This is a genomic window from Arthrobacter sp. TRD_SC_6 (assembly GCF_055361185.1).
Map to the genome: position 1 here is coordinate 1,291,026 of NZ_CM143953.1, position 15,900 is coordinate 1,306,925.

Consider the following 15,900-nt stretch of genomic DNA (forward strand, 5'->3'; position numbering starts at 1 on the left):
CAACTCCTGTTTCACTGACAGCTGGTTGGGTGCGCAGATAATCGGTTTTCTGATCGTGGGAAAGCCCGATTATCCGCGCACTCAACCCTGGGGCTGACCCCGAATTCCTGTTAGGAAACCGTCCGGCGGCCCTCGAATGCACGGCCGAGGGTGATTTCATCTGCATATTCGAGGTCCCCGCCGACCGGAAGGCCGGAAGCGAGGCGGGTGACCTTGATGCCAATGGTTTTGAGCATCCGCACGAGGTAGGTGGCCGTCGCTTCGCCCTCGAGGTTCGGATCGGTGGCGATGATGATTTCCTGCACCTGGTCATCGGAGAGGCGGCTCAGGAGTTCGCGGATACGCAGTTGCTCCGGACCGATTCCCGCGATCGGATTGATTGACCCGCCCAGCACGTGGTACTTGCCGCGGAAGGACCGGGTGCGTTCCACCGCGATGACGTCTTTGGACTCTTCGACCACGCAGATTGCCGTGGGGTCGCGGCGCGGGTCCCTGCAGATGGCGCAGGTTTCCTGCTCCGCAACGTTTCCGCAGATGGTGCAGAACTTGACTCGCTCCTTGACGGTGACGATGGCGTCGACGAGGCGTTTCGTGTCGTCGCCGTCTGATTCAAGGATGTAAAAGGCTATGCGCTGGGCTGACTTTGGGCCCACACCTGGCAAACGCCCCAGCTCGTCGATGAGCTCCTGAACTGCGCCTTCGTACACGGGTCTCTCTTAGCTGTTGTGGTTGCTGGAGCGTGCTTGTTGGAGCTGGGCGAACCTGACGACCTACTGGTCGAGGCTACGCTCCTCGATGAGCCGACCGTTGAGGATCCGCTCAATGGCCTGACGGCCAACCAGCCCGGACTCCTCGATGGTTTCATCATCTGCACTGGGAACGTCCTCAACGAAGTTCAAGTCTACGGCTCCCGATGCGCCGTTCCGGCGTGCATCTGGCTGCGCCTTCTTCCGCGTAGCTTCCGAGCGGGCTGCCTCATCAAGCAGTTGCTGGTACCGGCTTGGGCGGGAGGGCGGCTCGTCCTCGAAGGATGGTTCCTGCGGTCCCGGATCATCGGGGTCGGGTGCAGGCTCCTGCCGCAGCCAATCATCCGACGGCGACGGCGACGGCGACGGCGATGGTGACGGTGAGGTCGAAGTCGTGGGTGTGGGAGTCGGGGAGGCGGGTGCTTCGGATGTCACTGGCGATTCGCGTGGCGTCGCAGGCGCCTGGTCAGGACGCGCGGCTGGCCGTTCGCCGGCACGTGGGGTGGGCGAATCGGGGTGTGCGGATTCGGGCGATTCTGAATCAAACCGTGGGGTTTGCGCAGATTCTTCGTCCTGAGCGGCAGGAGCAACGCGTCCGACGGCGGAAGGTTGGCTTGGCGCTGCGGGTGGCTTGCCCTGACGCGCGGCAGGCGATTCGCTGGCGCGGGGGGCGGGTTGATCGGTGGACGGCTCGTTTTGCACTGCGTCGGCCGGCTCGCTTGGACTGCCTGGCGCAGCCGGAGTGGCGTTCGCAGGCTCCCCGCGCGGCGCTGTGTTTTGAGTGGGAGGAACTGACCACTGGCTATTACCGCCGAGCGCGTTGCTCGGCACATCCGGCTTATCAGGTGGCAGGCCCCACGCCTCATCGATACTCGAGGTGGACGGAGCTGCAGTTGGCACGTCCGGTTGCGAAGCCGTTGGCTGGCGCTGTTGGTCGGAAGTAAGAGGATTACCGTTGGCCTGGTTTGAACCCGACTGGTCCGAGTCAGGCGTCCCGGTGCCTGGCTCGGTTTTGCCCGCCTGCACTGGCCCATCCTGTTGCGAGCCGTCTGCCGGCAGCGCCCGGCTAGTAGGTACTTTTGGGTCGGGTTCACCCACAGCCGCAGTGCCGTCGTGGATTGCTTCGATGCTGCAGGTGAGGCCCAGCACCTTGCTGATGGCCTGTTTCAAATTGTCGGTGTGCTGGCCGCGCTGGAACCCCAACGCGTTGCCCTGCGAAGCGAACGCCAAAGTGAGCTGGTTGTCATTGAAGGATCTCGGCTTGGCGTCCGCATTGACGTTCAACCACGTGCTGCGCTTGATTCCGGCAAGCTCATCCATGATCTCCGGCCACGCACGCCGGATCATTTCGATCTGGCCCGAACCTTGCTGGCCTGAGGCCTGCTGGCTTGTGCCCTGCTGGCTCGAGGTCTGAGGGGTTGGCTGCGGCCCGGAGTTCTTCTGCCCGCCACCTTGCAGGTCCGGTTGCTGGACCGAGCCCCGCTGGTCCGAACCCCGCTGGCCTGAACCCTGAACCGCTTCCTGCCCCGGAGATGCCTGCGATCCGCCCTGCGTTACCGGCGGTGCGGGGGAGCGCTCCGAGGTTTCGCCGCGGCCGGTGTGGGAGTCCGAGCTCTCGGTTGGTGATGCCTGCTGCCCGGTTGGTTCCGGCGCCGACGGCGATTGCTGCTGAGGCGGTTGCTGCTGAGCGGGTCGCTGTGCGGTGGGTGACTGTGTGGTGGGCGACTGAACTGGTGCAGTGTCAGCCGATTCAGGACGGGCCTGCGGTTGCCCTTCAGGCGCCCGCTTCGGGGAGTTGTTGGAAGCAGGACCGGAGGGCATGCCCCAACCGCCACCCCAATCAGCGGCAGCAGGTTCCTGGGAAGGCGCATCCGGGCGTCCAGGCTTCTCGGCAGGCTCAGGCAGGTTGGACGGAACGTTCTCCCTGCCAGCGTCCATGCCATCACGTGGAGCAGCTGGCGCAGGCCTAACGGTGCTCCTGTCAGCAGCAACGCCGTCAGTAGGGCCCGCGCTGTCAGTAGGGCCGCTTGCGTAGCTGAGCCGACGTTCGATGCGGTCCACCCGGGCAAGCACACCCTGCTCGGACTGATCTGCCGCAGGCAACAGGATCCGTGCACAGAGCAACTCAAGGTGGAGCCGTGGCGACGTTGCTCCTGTCATCTCGGTCAGGGCTGTATTGGTAATGTCTGCCGCGCGGGACAGTTCCGCGCGCCCTAGTTGCTGCGCCTGGGTGCGCATCCGGTTCAACTGATCATCAGGGACGCCGCGGAGGATGGAGGCTGCGGCGTCGGGCACCGCATTCACGATGATCAGGTCACGGAAACGCTCCAGCAGGTCCTCGACGAATCGCCGGGGATCATGTCCGGTCTGGATGACGCGGTCAACAGCACCAAAGACGGTAGCGGAATCATCAGCGGCAACGGCGTCAACCACGTCATCCAGCAGCGACGCGTGGGTGTACCCGAGGAGTGAGACGGCAAGCTCGTAATCGAGGCCGGACGCACCTGCACCGGCCATGAGCTGATCCAACACGGACAGGGAATCGCGGACCGACCCTCCACCTGCCCGCACCACCAGCGAAAGCACGCCGGGGGCCACCGGGATGTTTTCCTGGTCGCAGAGCAGCTGGAGGTAAGTCATGAGCGGTTCCGGCGGAACCAGCCGGAACGGATAGTGGTGCGTCCGCGACCGGATAGTGCCGATCACCTTGTCCGGCTCAGTGGTGGCAAAGATGAACTTGATGTGTTCCGGCGGTTCTTCGACGATCTTCAACAGCGCGTTGAAGCCCGCGCTGGTGACCATATGGGCCTCATCGATGATGAAGATCTTGAAGCGGTCCCGGATGGGAGCGAAGGTGGCGCGCTCGCGAAGGTCACGGGCATCATCAACTCCACCGTGTGAGGCGGCGTCAATCTCGATGACGTCGAGGCTGCCTGATCCGCCACGGGCAAGCTCCACGCAACTGTCACACGTGCCGCACGGGACCGGCGTGGGGCCCTGAGCACAGTTCAGGCAACGGGCCAGGATGCGTGCAGAGGTTGTCTTGCCGCAGCCGCGCGGGCCGGAGAAAAGATAGGCGTGGTTGACCCTGTCCTTGGAAATGGCCGTCATCAATGGTTCGGTGACGTGCTCCTGACCGATGACGTCGGAGAAGGTCTCCGGACGGTACCGGCGGTAAAGGGCTGTACTCACAGAAGAACTCTATCGGTTGGGTCCGACAGGAGAAGCATTGGTGGAGGAGAGGTGCGAGGGGTCAACGATCCACGGTTCCCGGGGCAGAACCACAGGATCGAAAGCGTCAAGAGCGGCCTCCAAGGACGCACCTGGGAGCCCAAGTGAACCAAGCAACAGCGCCCTGATCCTCGGAGGCTCCCAGCCGTCCGCCGTGAGCTGTTCGAGGGTGACGGAACCGTCCCGCTTGGCCAGCCGCCGGCCATCCTGGTTCAATGCCAACGGAACATGGGCATACTCCACTGGAGGCAGGCCCAGCAGGGACGCGAGGTGAGCCTGCCTCGGCGCGGAACTCAGGAGGTCCTCCCCCCGAACCACCTGGTCGATGCCTTGCAAGCCATCATCGACGACGACGGCAAGGTTGTACGCAGGTACGCCATCGTTTCGAACCACTACGAAATCATCGACGGCGCCCTCGTAGACACCGTGCAATACGTCACGGATCTCGTGCTGCGAGGCATCAGCGAGCAGCCTCAGCGCTGCTGGTCTGTTCCGACGTGCGGCATCGCGCTCGGTGGTACTCAGGGAACGGCAGGTTCCGGGGTAGTGACCCGGCAGCGCATGTGGTGCGGACGCCGCCTCGGCGATGTCCCGCCGCGTACAGAAGCACTCGAAGAGGCGACCATCGGCGCGGAGGCGGCTGACGGCGTCGTCGTAATGGTGCTGGCGCTCGCTCTGGCGGGAAGGTTCGCCGTCCCAGGAGAGCCCGACGGCGGTGAGTTCGGCGAGCTGGGCGGCCTCGGCTCCCGCGCGGACCCGGTCAAGGTCCTCGATGCGCAGGAAGAACTGGCGGTGTGAGGACCGGGCGAACAGCCACGCGAGGATCGCCGTGCGGAGGTTCCCAATGTGCAGTTCGCCGCTCGGGCTCGGTGCGAATCGGCCTGCGCCCACGGTCAACCTCCTGCGGAAAATGAGAAGACCCCCCATGCACCTGCCAGAGCCCGCTTACCCTTGCTACCTTCCGGTCCTGGGGGAGTTCAACAGGATGACACCACATGAGGGGCCGCGTAACAGTCTACAACAGCCGCTGGGTGGGGGACGTAGCCCGGACAGGCCACTGGATTCGGTGGAACACCTTTGTACGGGTATTCTGGTGTCTGCTCCAAATGAGGAGGATTCGCCTAGCGGCCTATGGCGCACGCCTGGAACGCGTGTTGGGTTCACGCCCTCGGGGGTTCAAATCCCCCATCCTCCGCTGTGTAGCACAGGCACCCCGGCCCAAGTGGCCGGGGTGTTTCACGTTCGAGCCGCGACAGCCACGTTTGAGAAATCATAAGCATGCTGAGTAAAATAAACTGAGCACAGTTTGCAACGCGTGAGGTCAAGGCTTGAAACTTCATACGGACAACTTGCAGTCGTGGTTCGGCCTTCGCATCACGCGCCATTTCCGAGGAGTTGCATTGGACCTACAGGAATGACCCCGCCGCCTAAGTTCTCGCGTGCCTTCGAGGCGCTGACTACACCGTTGGCTCCGGAAGACTTTCTGTCTCTTTTCAATCCGGTATTTTCTTCCCGCCAGCTGCGCGGCGTCGTCACCAAGGTCCTGTCCGAGACCGCTGATTCGGTGACCATCCACTTCCGCCCCGGCAGGGGATGGAAAGCACACCGTGCGGGTCAATGGGCCAGGATCGGCGTGGAGCTCAACGGTGTGCGGCACTGGCGTTCGTACTCGCTCAGCACGGCAGCCGGCCAGGATCCGGCAATCACAGTGACGGACATGGGAGCCGTTTCCGGGGTTCTGGTGCGGGAGACCAAACCGGGCGACGTCCTCTTCCTCGCGCCCCCGCAGGGCAGTTTCGTGCTCCCGGAAAAGCCCCGTCCGCTCCTCATGCTGACGGCAGGCAGCGGCATCACCCCGGTCATGTCGATGATCCGGACGCTGATTCCCCGACGCCCGGATGCCGACGTCGTACTCATTCATTCAGCACGGACCGCCAAGGACAGCCTCTTCGTCGAGGAACTCCGCGAACTCGCCGACCAGTTCCGCCAATTCCGGATCAAGCTCTGGTTTACCCGGGAGCGCGGCCGGATCGACTTCTCCAAAACGTCCGAGCTGGACGAGCTCTGCGAGGATTGGCGTGATCGGGCGGCTTACGCCTGCGGACCCGAGGAGTTCCTGCAGGACGCCGAGTCACTCTGGACGGACCAGCCGCAGCTCCCCGAGGGAAGCCTCACCATCGAGCGGTTCAACACCGTCCTTGCCGACGGAGCAGGGCACGACGGCGGCCTGGTCACCTTCGAAGCCTCCGACCGCGAGGTTGAAGCCGACGGCGAAACTCCGCTGCTGGAGGTCGGCGAGGACGCAGGCCTACTGATGCCGAGCGGCTGCCGCATGGGAATATGCCACAGCTGCCTGCTCCCGCTGAGGGCAGGACAAGTCCGCGACCTCCGCACCGACGAAGTACATGGGGAACCAGGCCAACTCATCCAGACGTGTGTTTCGGCGGCAGCCGGGCCCGTAAATCTCGATATCTAGGAAATCTAAGGAGTCCAAGTATGACAAGCCTTGTAGATCAAGTTTCAGAAGCTACTGAAGCAACCGACGTCGAGAAGCCAACTACCCGACGACGGCCCGGAGCGCTCGCTGAATCCGGTAGCCCCCTGGTCCGCCCTCCTGCAGCGGCGCACCTGTCGGACGAGCAGATTGCGGAGCTGGGCCGCGAGCTCGACGCCATCCGCGACGAGGTACTCGGACGCCGCGGGAAGCCTGACGCCGCCTATATCCGCAAGGTGATTAAGGCGCAGCGCGCGCTTGAGTTTGCCGGCCGCGCGGCACTGCTGGGCAGCCGGAACAAGGTGGCCTGGGTTGCGGGCACCACCATGCTTAGCTTCGCGAAGATCCTCGAAAACATGGAACTGGGCCATAACATCCTGCACGGCCAGTGGGACTGGATGCGGGATCCGGATATCCACTCCACCACCTGGGACTGGGACTTCGTCACCCCCACGCGCTCGTGGCAGCACACCCACAATGACCTGCACCACCGCTGGACCAACGTGGTGGGCAAGGACCGCGACGTTGGATACAACCTGCTGCGCATGGATGATGACCAGCCGTGGAAGCCCTTCAACCTGGGCAACCCGGTTTACAACGCCATCCTCGCGCCGCTCTTCGAATGGGGAATTGCCCTCTACGACCTGGAGCTCCCGGAGTACCAGGAAGGCCTGAAATCGAAGGAGGATCTCCGCCGGGACCTTCGGGCACTCGGTATCAAGGCCGCCAAGCAGTTCGGCAAGGACTACGCGGCTACTCCCGCGGTTGCCATGCTGACCGGCTCCGGCAAGCAGGCGCTGATCGGCACGCTGACGGCTAACGCTGTGCGCAACGTGTGGGCGCACGCAATCATCTTCTGCGGACATTTCCCGGCTGGCACCGACACCTTCACCGAGGAAATGGTCGACGGCGAAACCCGCGGCGACTGGTACGTGCGCCAGATGATCGGGTCAGCGAACATCTCCGGGTCCAAGTTCATGCACCTGATGAGCGGCAACCTGTCCCACCAGATCGAGCACCATCTGTTCCCGGATCTGCCCTCCAACCGGTACTACGAGATCGCGCCCCAAATCCGTGAGATCTGCGCCCGGTACGGCTTGCCGTACACCACCGGGCCGCTCCTCAAGCAGGTGGGCTCCGCCTGGGCAAAGGTGTTCAGACTGTCAGTCCCGGGCCGCGCAGCGGCTGCGAGCTAGGCACCCGAGGCTGGGCGCCGGCGCGGAAGGGCATCCTGGAAGACAGGCGCCGGTCAGCAACTCCGGGCTAGGCGCCAGCTTCGAGCCTGCGGATCCGGCGGAGGGCCGCCGCAACTGTGGGGCTCTGCCTGCCGAGGCCCAGCTTGAGCGCGCCAAGAACCAGCAGGACAGCGGGCTTGACGGGTAAGGGTACTGGTCCGATATGTGGAAGAGTCAACCCGAGCAGTTCCCGGTGCCGCGGCGTCAACGTCGCCACGGCACCGGTGAACAGGACCCTGTAACCCAGCCGCTGTGAGCGGGGAAGCGGGGGACGCCTGATGTAAGCCAGGGCGTCCTGGACCTGCTCGCTCGAGGTGAGTTCGTCGTCGTACGTTGCCAGTTGCTCCCGCAGCTCCGCCACGCTTCGGGGCGGATCGGTGACTCCCATCAACTCGCCGGCCACAGCCCACTGCTCCACATATTCGTCAGCCCCGCCGGGAAACCGCACGCCGTAAGCCTGATGGGCTGACAGGAAGGCATCGGTGAAGGCGAGATGTACCCAGCGGAGTAGATGGGGATCGTTGGCGCTGTAAGCCTGCTCGACGCCGTCGGCCCCTATGTAAGTGCCGGTCACCTTCTCGTGGAGGCGGCGAACCCAACCGGACGCGTTGCGGGCAGCGTCCGTGGAGCCGTAGGTGACCGTGAAGATCCAGCGGATTGTGTTCGCGAGGCGGCCCAGCGGATCCTCACGGAAGTTCGAGTGCGCGTAGACGCCAGCCATCGCGCCGGGGTGCAGTGCCTGCAGCAGAAGCGCCCGGATGCCGCCAACCGTCGGCGTCATGGAACTGTGCACCGACCAGACGGCGGAACCGGGTGTGAAGTAACCGGTGTCGTCACCCTCCGCGAGCTCCTCCGACCACCTAGGCGGTTGAGCGCCTGTACCAGTGAAGGTGTTCTTGAGCTCAATGCGCAGACGGTTCAAGAGGGAGGCCATAATCCAGTATGCAAGGCTGAGCCCCATCCGTGTGCCGGCCCCCAACGAACCCCAAGACGATCCACCACCACCCAAGGAGCGTAAATGCCGCAGAATCTTCACGACATCCCACTGACCATGATCGATGGAACCGAGGCCAGCTTCGGGGACTTCAAGGGCATGACGGTAATGGTGGTCAATGTCGCGTCGCAGTGCGGGTTCACTCCCCAGTACTCGGCCCTGGAGAAGCTTTACCGCACGTACGCTGACCAGGGTTTTGTAGTGCTCGGGGTGCCGAGCAACCAGTTCATGGGCCAGGAACCCGGAACCGAGGAAGACATCCAGGCCTTCTGCTCCAGCACTTTTGACGTCACCTTTCCGCTTACCCGGAAGACCGATGTACGCGGAAGCGGCCAGCACCCGCTCTACGCGGAACTCACCAGGTTCAAGACCGGCTTGCTCCCTGGGCTGGTGAAGTGGAACTTCGAGAAATTCCTGGTGAACGACGACGGCGAAGTGGTCGCGCGGTTTGCCCCAACGGTTGAGCCGGACTCGCCGGAGGTTGTCAGCGCAATCGAGAAAGCGCTGAATTCCTGACTAGGTGACGGTGGTTGTCGGTCGGGAGTTGACCGCGTCAGTGCAGCGAAGCAGGAAGGCTGCGCCGGCGTCGTCGTTTGTCAGCTCGCCCTCCGTGAGGATGGCGTACGGCTTCTTCGGGACGCCGTCCGCTGGGCGCACGTCGACGTGCGCCACGCTGTAGCCGTGCTCGTGGAGGTAGTCGGCCATCGCGTAATCCGTGCGGGAATCACCCACAGTCCGCCAGACGTGTGGAATCTTCCCGTTCAGCAACTTCAATGCGCGCTCAGCGCCGAGGTCCTTGCCCACCCGAACAGATTCGATGTCAGTGGAAATGATCGTGGGGTCAACGCGGTAGTCGATGCTGTCGTCGCTGTCCGGCAGGTGGTGGGACAGCCTGCAGACGCCCATGTTGTATTGCTGCATCAGTTCGAGGACAGCGGCGTCGAACGGGCCCTGCCGGTTCAGGTAATCCTCGTTTTCGACGTCGATGCGCTGCTCAATCGAGACCATTGCGCGCTTGGTCTCGTCGAAAAACATGTGGTCCGCGTACTCCGTTTCGACCAGGTGCCGCACGTCGTCGCCGAACTCGGCCGGAAGTGCGAGGCTCCCGTCAACCTGCACCTCGGTTTCGCCGTCGGCGCCGAAGCTGAACCAGGTCGAGCCCTTCTCACAGATGGCGTGGAACGTTACGCCGGCGGGAATACCGGCGGCGAGCATGGGCTGCATCACCTCGTCGCGGATGAAGGCATCCGACCTGCCAGTGTTGAAGATGACCGGCCACCCCGCACCCGCAAGCTCGAGCAGTGCGTCGATGATCTCCGGGCGCACCGTGCGGGAAACAGGGCTGGCGACCGGCCCGTCGACGTCGAGCAGCAGGCCCATCGGGGCAGGTCCAGGTTCAGGATGCATCACCGTCCCAGTATCCGGCGAACCCCTTGTACGCACGAATCCGTGACCGTTCAGTATTTCCCCAAGGTCTGCGCAGAATGATTTGTTACGACTCCCGATCATCCCGATTATCGCTTCCTGAGCCGTAACCTTTTGACTACGACCCGGTGGGCCGGGCGCGTTCATGTTTCATTGGAGGTGTAAGTTGCCTAGGCTGTGTTGGTGATCTTCAAAGCAGTAAGTGACGGACGCCCCTATCCCGACCATGGACACGTGACGCCCAAGGACTGGGCGAACGTTGCTCCGCGGCAGGTTCGGCTTGACGAACTCGTCACCACCAAAACTACGCTTGACCTCGAGGCGTTGCTTGCTGAGGACTCAACATTTTTCGGAGACCTCTTCCCACACGTTGTGCAGTGGAAGGACACGCTCTACCTCGAGGATGGGCTCCACCGGGCTGTCCGAACCGCACTCCACCAGCGAAGCATTTTGCACGCACGGGTCCTAGTGATCGATGGCTAGGAACCCGAAACAAAAGCCCATTCGTTCGAAGAAGAACCCCATCGAATGGCACGGGCACCGGATTGTTACTGAGAACGATCTCGACACAGTATTCGCCGACGACGGCAACGTCGAGCGCCCCCATATCTACATGCGCAGGCTGCGCCACGGCGTGGTCCTGGTGTTGTTGGTCGGGCTGCTGACGGCGGCGGTCCTTTTCGCGCTCGCACTTTCGCGCGGCGAAATCCAGCTCACCACCACTAGCGTGACACCCTCAGCAACCCCCACAGATACGTGCCCCAGCGGCCCATATGAGTTGGTTGATCCGCCGACTGTCACCGTGAACGTGCTGAACAGCACCAGCATCACCGGGCTCGCCGGAAACGCTGCGGCGTCTCTTGGAGAACGCGGCTTCGTCATCGAAGCGATAGGGAACCGAACCGTCGAAGCTTCCAACATGACGGCGATCATTACTTCCGGTCCCGCCGGTTACGCGCAGGCTTTCACGCTTCAGCGGACCATCCCGGGAACGCTTTACATGGAGGATGATCGGTCGGACACCACGGTTGATGTTGTCCTCGGCTCGGAATTCGAGGCACTGGTCCCGGCGGAGGAAGTCAATCCTGAAGCAGGCGGTTTGACGTGCCAACCACCTTCCACGGCGAGCGCCACGCCAAGCCCTGCACCGGCGTCGAGCGCACCCTGACGAAGCAGCAGTACACACCCGGCGCCGGGAACCATCGGTTGCTCAGCAGCCGTCAGGGCCGCAGACCTCGCCGTCCGCCGTCGACGAGACCGGTATCAGCGGGTGGGTTTCCTGCCACGCCTGGTCCAGCGCCTTCCGGAATACCTCCACGGGCTGGGCGCCTGAAATACCGTACTTCCTGTCGACCACGAAGAACGGCACACCGCTGACGCCGAGTGTCTGAGCCTCGCTGATGTCACGCCGGACGTCGTCAGCGAAACGATCGCTGGCCATCGTTTCGCGGATGGCCTCTTCATCGATGCCGATGTTCCTGCCGAGCGCAACGAGTACGTCGACATCGGAGGTATTGAGTCCCTGCTCGAAGTGCGCGGAGAGGATGGCTTCCTTTGCTTCGTTGCCTCGTTCAAGGGATTTGGCGAGGTGCAGGAACCGGTGGGACGGGAAGCTGTTGCCGACAACGACCGAGTCGAAGTCGAAGTCGACTCCAACATCGGCTGCTGATGCTTTGAGCTGGTTCCACATCTGGCGGACCTGCTCCGGGGGAAGTCCCTTGCGCTCCGACAGGTATTGCAGCTCAGTGCCGTCATAGGACTCAGGCAGGGTCGGGTCGAGCTGGAAGCTCTTCCAAGTCACGTCAACGCTGTCCCGGTGGGGGAAATCGGCCAACGCCTTCTCGAAGCGGCGCTTCCCCACGAAGCACCAGGGGCATTTGACGTCAGACCAGATTTCGATGTGCATACCTGGGCCAACGGAACGACGGCGGTGCGCTATTCCCGCGCGGGCCGAGCGGCTAATTTCCCTGCCACCAGTCATAAAGCTTCTCCACATCCGCTTCGCCGGAGATGGCCCAGGCTTCAGTAGACGCTTCCTCCTCGGACCAGACGAGGTAGGAACCCTCGGCATCGACCGCTCCGAGGATGCGCCCTCTCACTTCATCGGTTGGATCGCCGGTAAAATTCCAGGTCTCCCACGCGGGTGGCTGTGTGACGTCCCGTTCAGCTGCACCGAAGTTATCGATGATGCCGTCGAATGCCCGGTTCAAATCATCAGTTGAATCGTATCCGTACAGCCAAACGGTGGGCCGCTCGGCCGCACTGAATTCGGTGCTGGTCACTGAATCACACACCACGCCGAAGCTCGCATCGACCAGATCAGTATTCGAGGTGCATGTGTCGGACTGTATGAGTCCGAACCCGTCCGCGTCGGCTACCAGCGTACATTCGCCTTCGGACAAGTCGGTCCGGTCTATGGCAGCGCATTCGGAGGGGAGCGCTGTCGTGGAAGCGTCAGCCCCTGGGGAACTGGGGCTGACGGGACCCGCGGATGTGGTGGTGTGGGATTCTCCTGCAGGTTCCCGGTTCCCGAGATTTGCAGCGACAATCCCGACAGCCAGAATTATTGCAGCTGCACCAACCCCGCCGGCGAGAAGAACCTTCTTGGAGAGTCCGCCCGGCTTTTTGTCCCCGGGGTCACCGTGATTGGGAGGAGTTGGTGCAGTTAGGCCAGCCCATGTGCCGTGATCCGGTACCGACGCGGGAACGTGGGCTGGTTGCCACGGCGCCTGTAGCGCCCCAATGCTCGTGACCTGCTTTGGGTCTCCCATAAGCCCCAACTTCATGGGAAGGATACTCTCCAGTTTGGCCTGGAGCGCTGGGATGTGGCTCGACCCTCCAGTCAGGTACACCCGGTGTAGGGAGTCCGTCGACGGGAGCGCCTGCGCGATGACACTATGGAGAAGAGCCACCGCCCGGTTCAATTGTTGGTCAACCATCTGCTCGAATTCACGGCGGGTTATTGTGCCAACCCATTCATGCGCGCCTGAGCGGACACCGATGGGGGCGGAAGCGTGAAAACTCAGTGCGTGCTTCGCTTCCCTAACCTGGTCACGCAATACCGCGCGGTCCGCAGCCGCTCGCTCCGAGGCGAGCGCCTCGATCAGCCCGGTCTGTCCTTCTGCGCGCAGTTGCGCGTATACCCAGTCTTCCAGCTGAGCGTCGAAGTCGTGACCTCCCAACGGGTCGATGCCAGCCGAGGACATGACGTGGAAGGCGGGTTGTTTCCCGGTGGCCTCAAACTTCAGCACTGCTGCGTCGCAGGTGCCGCCACCAAAGTCCAGGACTGCTATCTGCGCACCGGGCGGGACATCTGAGCCGGCAGCATAGTGCCACGCCGCGGCTATCGGTTCGGGCATCAGGACGACCTGCTCACGTGGTATTCCCGCTTTCCCCGCGGCCTCCAGCAAGCGCTGTTTCATGTATTCATCCCAGGCATCGGGATGGGTGAGGATTACACCAGAAGGTGTCCCTTCTCCTGCGAATCTGAGGGCTTGATGGAGTACGAAACGTAGCACGGAGGCAACCAGGTCCACTGGATTGAACACTTCTCCACCCAGCACTACTGCATTTTCTCCCAACCGCCGCTTCGGCGTCGGTTCGAACGCTGCCGGATTAATGCCCGCTATCCGGAGGGCCGATTCGCCCGTGAGAATTTCTCCGTTGTACACCGCTACGCATGACGCGATCGCGTCGGATCGTGACCCGAGGCGGAGGACGACGACGCCGTCGTCCCCACGCACAACAGCGGCAGCAGTGTTTGATGTTCCGAAATCGATGGCTAACCGCCATGGCGAGCTGCTCATGAGCTTTCCCTTCATTGTGTCGATACGTTCCGGGCAGCTAGTGCTCGCCCATGGACCACCACTCGTGCAGAGTCTCAATCCCAAGCTCGGTGGACTCAGCCGAAATCCAGAGCAGTTCTCCCCAATCGGTCCAGACGAGAATCGCCTCGCCCTCCTCCACGCGGCTCATGAGCTGTCCCCGGTCCACATCAGCCGGATCGTCAGTGAAGGACCAGCGGTCAACCGCCGGAGGCTGCAGCACGTCACCTTCGGCTATGCCCAAATCCTCCGCGTAAGAGTCAAAACCCTGTTGGAGCTGTTCCCGTTCGGCGAAACCGAAAATGTATACAGAGGGTTCCTTGTCGGCAGGAAGGATGCCACGGGCGTCACCCTTGCACTCGACAGCAGCGATGGACCCACCTGACGGTGGGTAGGTAACACAGGTTTGAATTGCGACCAACCCAAGGTTGTCACTGTTCACCAGATTGCACTCAGCAGCAGAGAGGTCGGGCCGCTCGTACCCGCCACAGATCCGGCGTTCTGCTTCGACGGTCGTCGGAACTGTCGGCGGCATAGTGGTTGGTTCGGAAGAGTCATTGGGACTGGTGGTTGGCGGCAAGGTGGGGAGGCTGGCGTCTGTGTCGGAACCGCAGGCCACCAGAAGCCCTCCTGCCAGTATCGATCCGAACAGAAAGCTCCCGCCCATCCTGAAGACGCTGTAGAGGCGGGTTCGCGGCCTGCCCATTCGTGTTCGTTTCATCTACTGGTCTTCCCTGCGGAGTTATTGCACTGGTCGGTGATCAGACGAAGCGCTGATTTTCAGTGCTGATGGTCGGATTTTTGGTTGAAGGGGTTTGGAAAACCCCTTTGCCCCGTTTGCGGTTGGTGTCCTGGAGCCGCGTGGACTTCGCTGGGCGATGGGTTTGTAGGCTTCTGCGGCATAGTCGGCAGCGGGCCGGTGACGGTCTTCGTCTTGCCTCGCTGATTGTCCAGGTTCCCCATTCCGCGCTCGCTGGGCTGCGGGAACTTGCGGAAGCGCCGCCACAACGTGAAGCCTGCGACGGCCAGCCCAAGAAATACCAGGAACCTTCCGGTCAGGACCAACCCCGCGTCATCGTTGTCGTACGGTTGGCCCAGGATGTACCCGAGGCCAGCGAAGGCGCTTTCCATAGCTCCGCCCCTGCGGCTTGTCGACGAGGGAACATAGTTCCATCCGGCGATGGCTGAACCAACGAAGATGAAGAGGAACACCAGGAACCATAGGAGGCGGTCGGAAAGCCGCCGGCGCTTGGGAGGTTGCGGAATCATATTCTTACTCCTTAAAAACTTCGACATCTGCGGGACGCAGAACGCCTTCTGGTGACTGCCATCCCGGACGGAGAACGCGGGCAATACGAAAGACGAGCGCAGGACTGGGAGAGGGGACGCCCGAGACACCGTTATGAATGGTGGTGTCAAAAGGTTCCCCGGAAGTGGGACTGACCATCCGGACGCCCACCCCGCGAAGCGATTTTTCGACGTGCGCCCTCACAGCGTCGCTTTCTGAAAGGTCGTAGGCGCCGATCAAGCCACTGACAAGGTAGCTGTGATCTTGGTGTTCTTGCCGCGGGGTGGCAGCGATCCCGACTCGTGCCTCACCGGATGTGTGCTTCCCCGGCCTCTCTCGCAGAAGCGCCCAGAGCAGAGTCAAAACCAGTAGGGCCAACGCCGTGATGACGATGACAGCCCACGGCGGCGTCGCTCCCAGCGAATGCAGGACTTCGTCAAAAACCCCGGCGTCCTCGCCCGTGCCGTGCGGCTCGGGAACCGGCGTCATTGGTGGGGCTATGGGAGCCTCTTCCTCTGACGACGGTGCCAAACTGCGTTGCGGAGGAGTTTCGACCAACGACTCCGGCTGCTCCGGCAGGCACACCGATTCTTCCGCTGAACGCTCGTCAGAAGAGCAGGTTGGGGGCCGGACACCGGTCAACATTGAGCAGATCCTCCTCGC

15 protein-coding genes, 1 tRNA gene and 1 other RNA gene are annotated in these 15,900 nt (G+C 62.7%); 6 read left to right on the top strand and 11 right to left on the bottom strand.

Going from position 1 to position 15,900, the window contains the following annotated elements; translation table 11 throughout:
* Positions 1–110 precede the first annotated feature (110 nt).
* The 4 genes from recR to ffs form a co-directional block, all read right to left on the bottom strand.
* Positions 111–707, bottom strand: a complete 597-nt coding sequence (gene recR, locus ACWA1U_RS06385) for a recombination mediator RecR (protein ID WP_463724507.1) — start codon at positions 705–707, stop codon at positions 111–113.
* Between the two features lie 63 nt (positions 708–770).
* Positions 771–3,887, bottom strand: a complete 3,117-nt coding sequence (locus ACWA1U_RS06390; protein WP_463724957.1) for a DNA polymerase III subunit gamma and tau — start codon at positions 3,885–3,887, stop codon at positions 771–773.
* A gap of 60 nt (positions 3,888–3,947) precedes the next feature.
* Entirely contained in the window at positions 3,948–4,868 is a 921-nt protein-coding gene (gene gluQRS, locus ACWA1U_RS06395) for a tRNA glutamyl-Q(34) synthetase GluQRS (protein ID WP_463724508.1), read from the bottom strand.
* A gap of 20 nt (positions 4,869–4,888) precedes the next feature.
* Positions 4,889–4,985, bottom strand: an RNA gene (gene ffs / locus ACWA1U_RS06400) — signal recognition particle sRNA small type.
* A 102-nt stretch (positions 4,986–5,087) separates the two neighbouring features.
* Between ffs and ACWA1U_RS06405 the strand changes: the two genes are divergently transcribed.
* From ACWA1U_RS06405 to ACWA1U_RS06415, 3 genes are all read left to right on the top strand, one after another.
* Positions 5,088–5,172: transfer RNA gene (locus tag ACWA1U_RS06405), tRNA-Ser, on the top strand.
* Between the two features lie 219 nt (positions 5,173–5,391).
* Positions 5,392–6,453, top strand: a complete 1,062-nt coding sequence (locus tag ACWA1U_RS06410; protein ID WP_463724509.1) for a ferredoxin reductase — start codon at positions 5,392–5,394, stop codon at positions 6,451–6,453.
* 20 nt (positions 6,454–6,473) lie between these two features.
* The gene (locus tag ACWA1U_RS06415; protein ID WP_463724510.1) at positions 6,474–7,667 is read left to right on the top strand and encodes a fatty acid desaturase family protein; all 1,194 of its coding nucleotides are present in this window, start codon (positions 6,474–6,476) and stop codon (positions 7,665–7,667) included.
* Positions 7,668–7,734: 67 nt separating this feature from the next.
* Here the strand turns inward: ACWA1U_RS06415 and ACWA1U_RS06420 are convergent, their stop codons facing one another.
* On the bottom strand, positions 7,735–8,640 hold the full coding sequence (locus tag ACWA1U_RS06420; RefSeq protein WP_463724511.1) for an oxygenase MpaB family protein: 906 nt from the start codon (positions 8,638–8,640) through the stop codon (positions 7,735–7,737).
* A gap of 84 nt (positions 8,641–8,724) precedes the next feature.
* Between ACWA1U_RS06420 and ACWA1U_RS06425 the strand changes: the two genes are divergently transcribed.
* Positions 8,725–9,216, top strand: a complete 492-nt coding sequence (locus ACWA1U_RS06425; protein WP_463724512.1) for a glutathione peroxidase — start codon at positions 8,725–8,727, stop codon at positions 9,214–9,216.
* On the opposite strand, the gene ACWA1U_RS06430 is transcribed toward ACWA1U_RS06425, so the two are convergent.
* The gene (locus tag ACWA1U_RS06430; RefSeq protein WP_463724958.1) at positions 9,217–10,107 is read right to left on the bottom strand and encodes a Cof-type HAD-IIB family hydrolase; all 891 of its coding nucleotides are present in this window, start codon (positions 10,105–10,107) and stop codon (positions 9,217–9,219) included.
* Between the two features lie 201 nt (positions 10,108–10,308).
* Here ACWA1U_RS06430 and ACWA1U_RS06435 point away from each other — a divergent pair, with 201 nt between their 5' ends.
* Together ACWA1U_RS06435 and ACWA1U_RS06440 are read left to right on the top strand one after the other, a co-directional pair.
* A complete protein-coding gene (locus ACWA1U_RS06435) occupies positions 10,309–10,608 on the top strand; it encodes a type II toxin-antitoxin system VapB family antitoxin (protein WP_463724513.1) in 300 nt (99 codons plus the stop codon).
* The gene (locus tag ACWA1U_RS06440) at positions 10,601–11,293 is read left to right on the top strand and encodes a LytR C-terminal domain-containing protein (RefSeq protein WP_463724514.1); all 693 of its coding nucleotides are present in this window, start codon (positions 10,601–10,603) and stop codon (positions 11,291–11,293) included. Before ACWA1U_RS06435 ends, ACWA1U_RS06440 begins: the two co-directional genes overlap by 8 nt.
* A gap of 42 nt (positions 11,294–11,335) precedes the next feature.
* Here the strand turns inward: ACWA1U_RS06440 and ACWA1U_RS06445 are convergent, their stop codons facing one another.
* Genes ACWA1U_RS06445 through grpE form a run of 5 tightly spaced genes read right to left on the bottom strand, consistent with a single transcriptional unit; the run spans position 11,336 to position 15,882 of the window.
* Entirely contained in the window at positions 11,336–12,031 is a 696-nt protein-coding gene (locus ACWA1U_RS06445) for a DsbA family oxidoreductase (RefSeq protein ID WP_463724959.1), read from the bottom strand.
* Positions 12,032–12,083: 52 nt separating this feature from the next.
* The gene (locus ACWA1U_RS06450) at positions 12,084–13,931 is read right to left on the bottom strand and encodes an Hsp70 family protein (protein WP_463724515.1); all 1,848 of its coding nucleotides are present in this window, start codon (positions 13,929–13,931) and stop codon (positions 12,084–12,086) included.
* A gap of 37 nt (positions 13,932–13,968) precedes the next feature.
* Positions 13,969–14,670 carry a hypothetical protein gene (locus tag ACWA1U_RS06455; protein WP_463724516.1) on the bottom strand — a complete coding sequence of 234 codons (702 nt, stop codon included), beginning with the start codon at positions 14,668–14,670 and terminating at the stop codon, positions 13,969–13,971.
* 59 nt (positions 14,671–14,729) lie between these two features.
* Complete coding sequence (locus tag ACWA1U_RS06460) at positions 14,730–15,218, bottom strand: hypothetical protein (RefSeq protein ID WP_463724517.1); 489 nt, start codon at positions 15,216–15,218, stop codon at positions 14,730–14,732.
* A gap of 4 nt (positions 15,219–15,222) precedes the next feature.
* Entirely contained in the window at positions 15,223–15,882 is a 660-nt protein-coding gene (gene grpE, locus ACWA1U_RS06465; protein ID WP_463724518.1) for a nucleotide exchange factor GrpE, read from the bottom strand.
* Between the last annotated feature and the right edge of the window lie 18 nt (positions 15,883–15,900).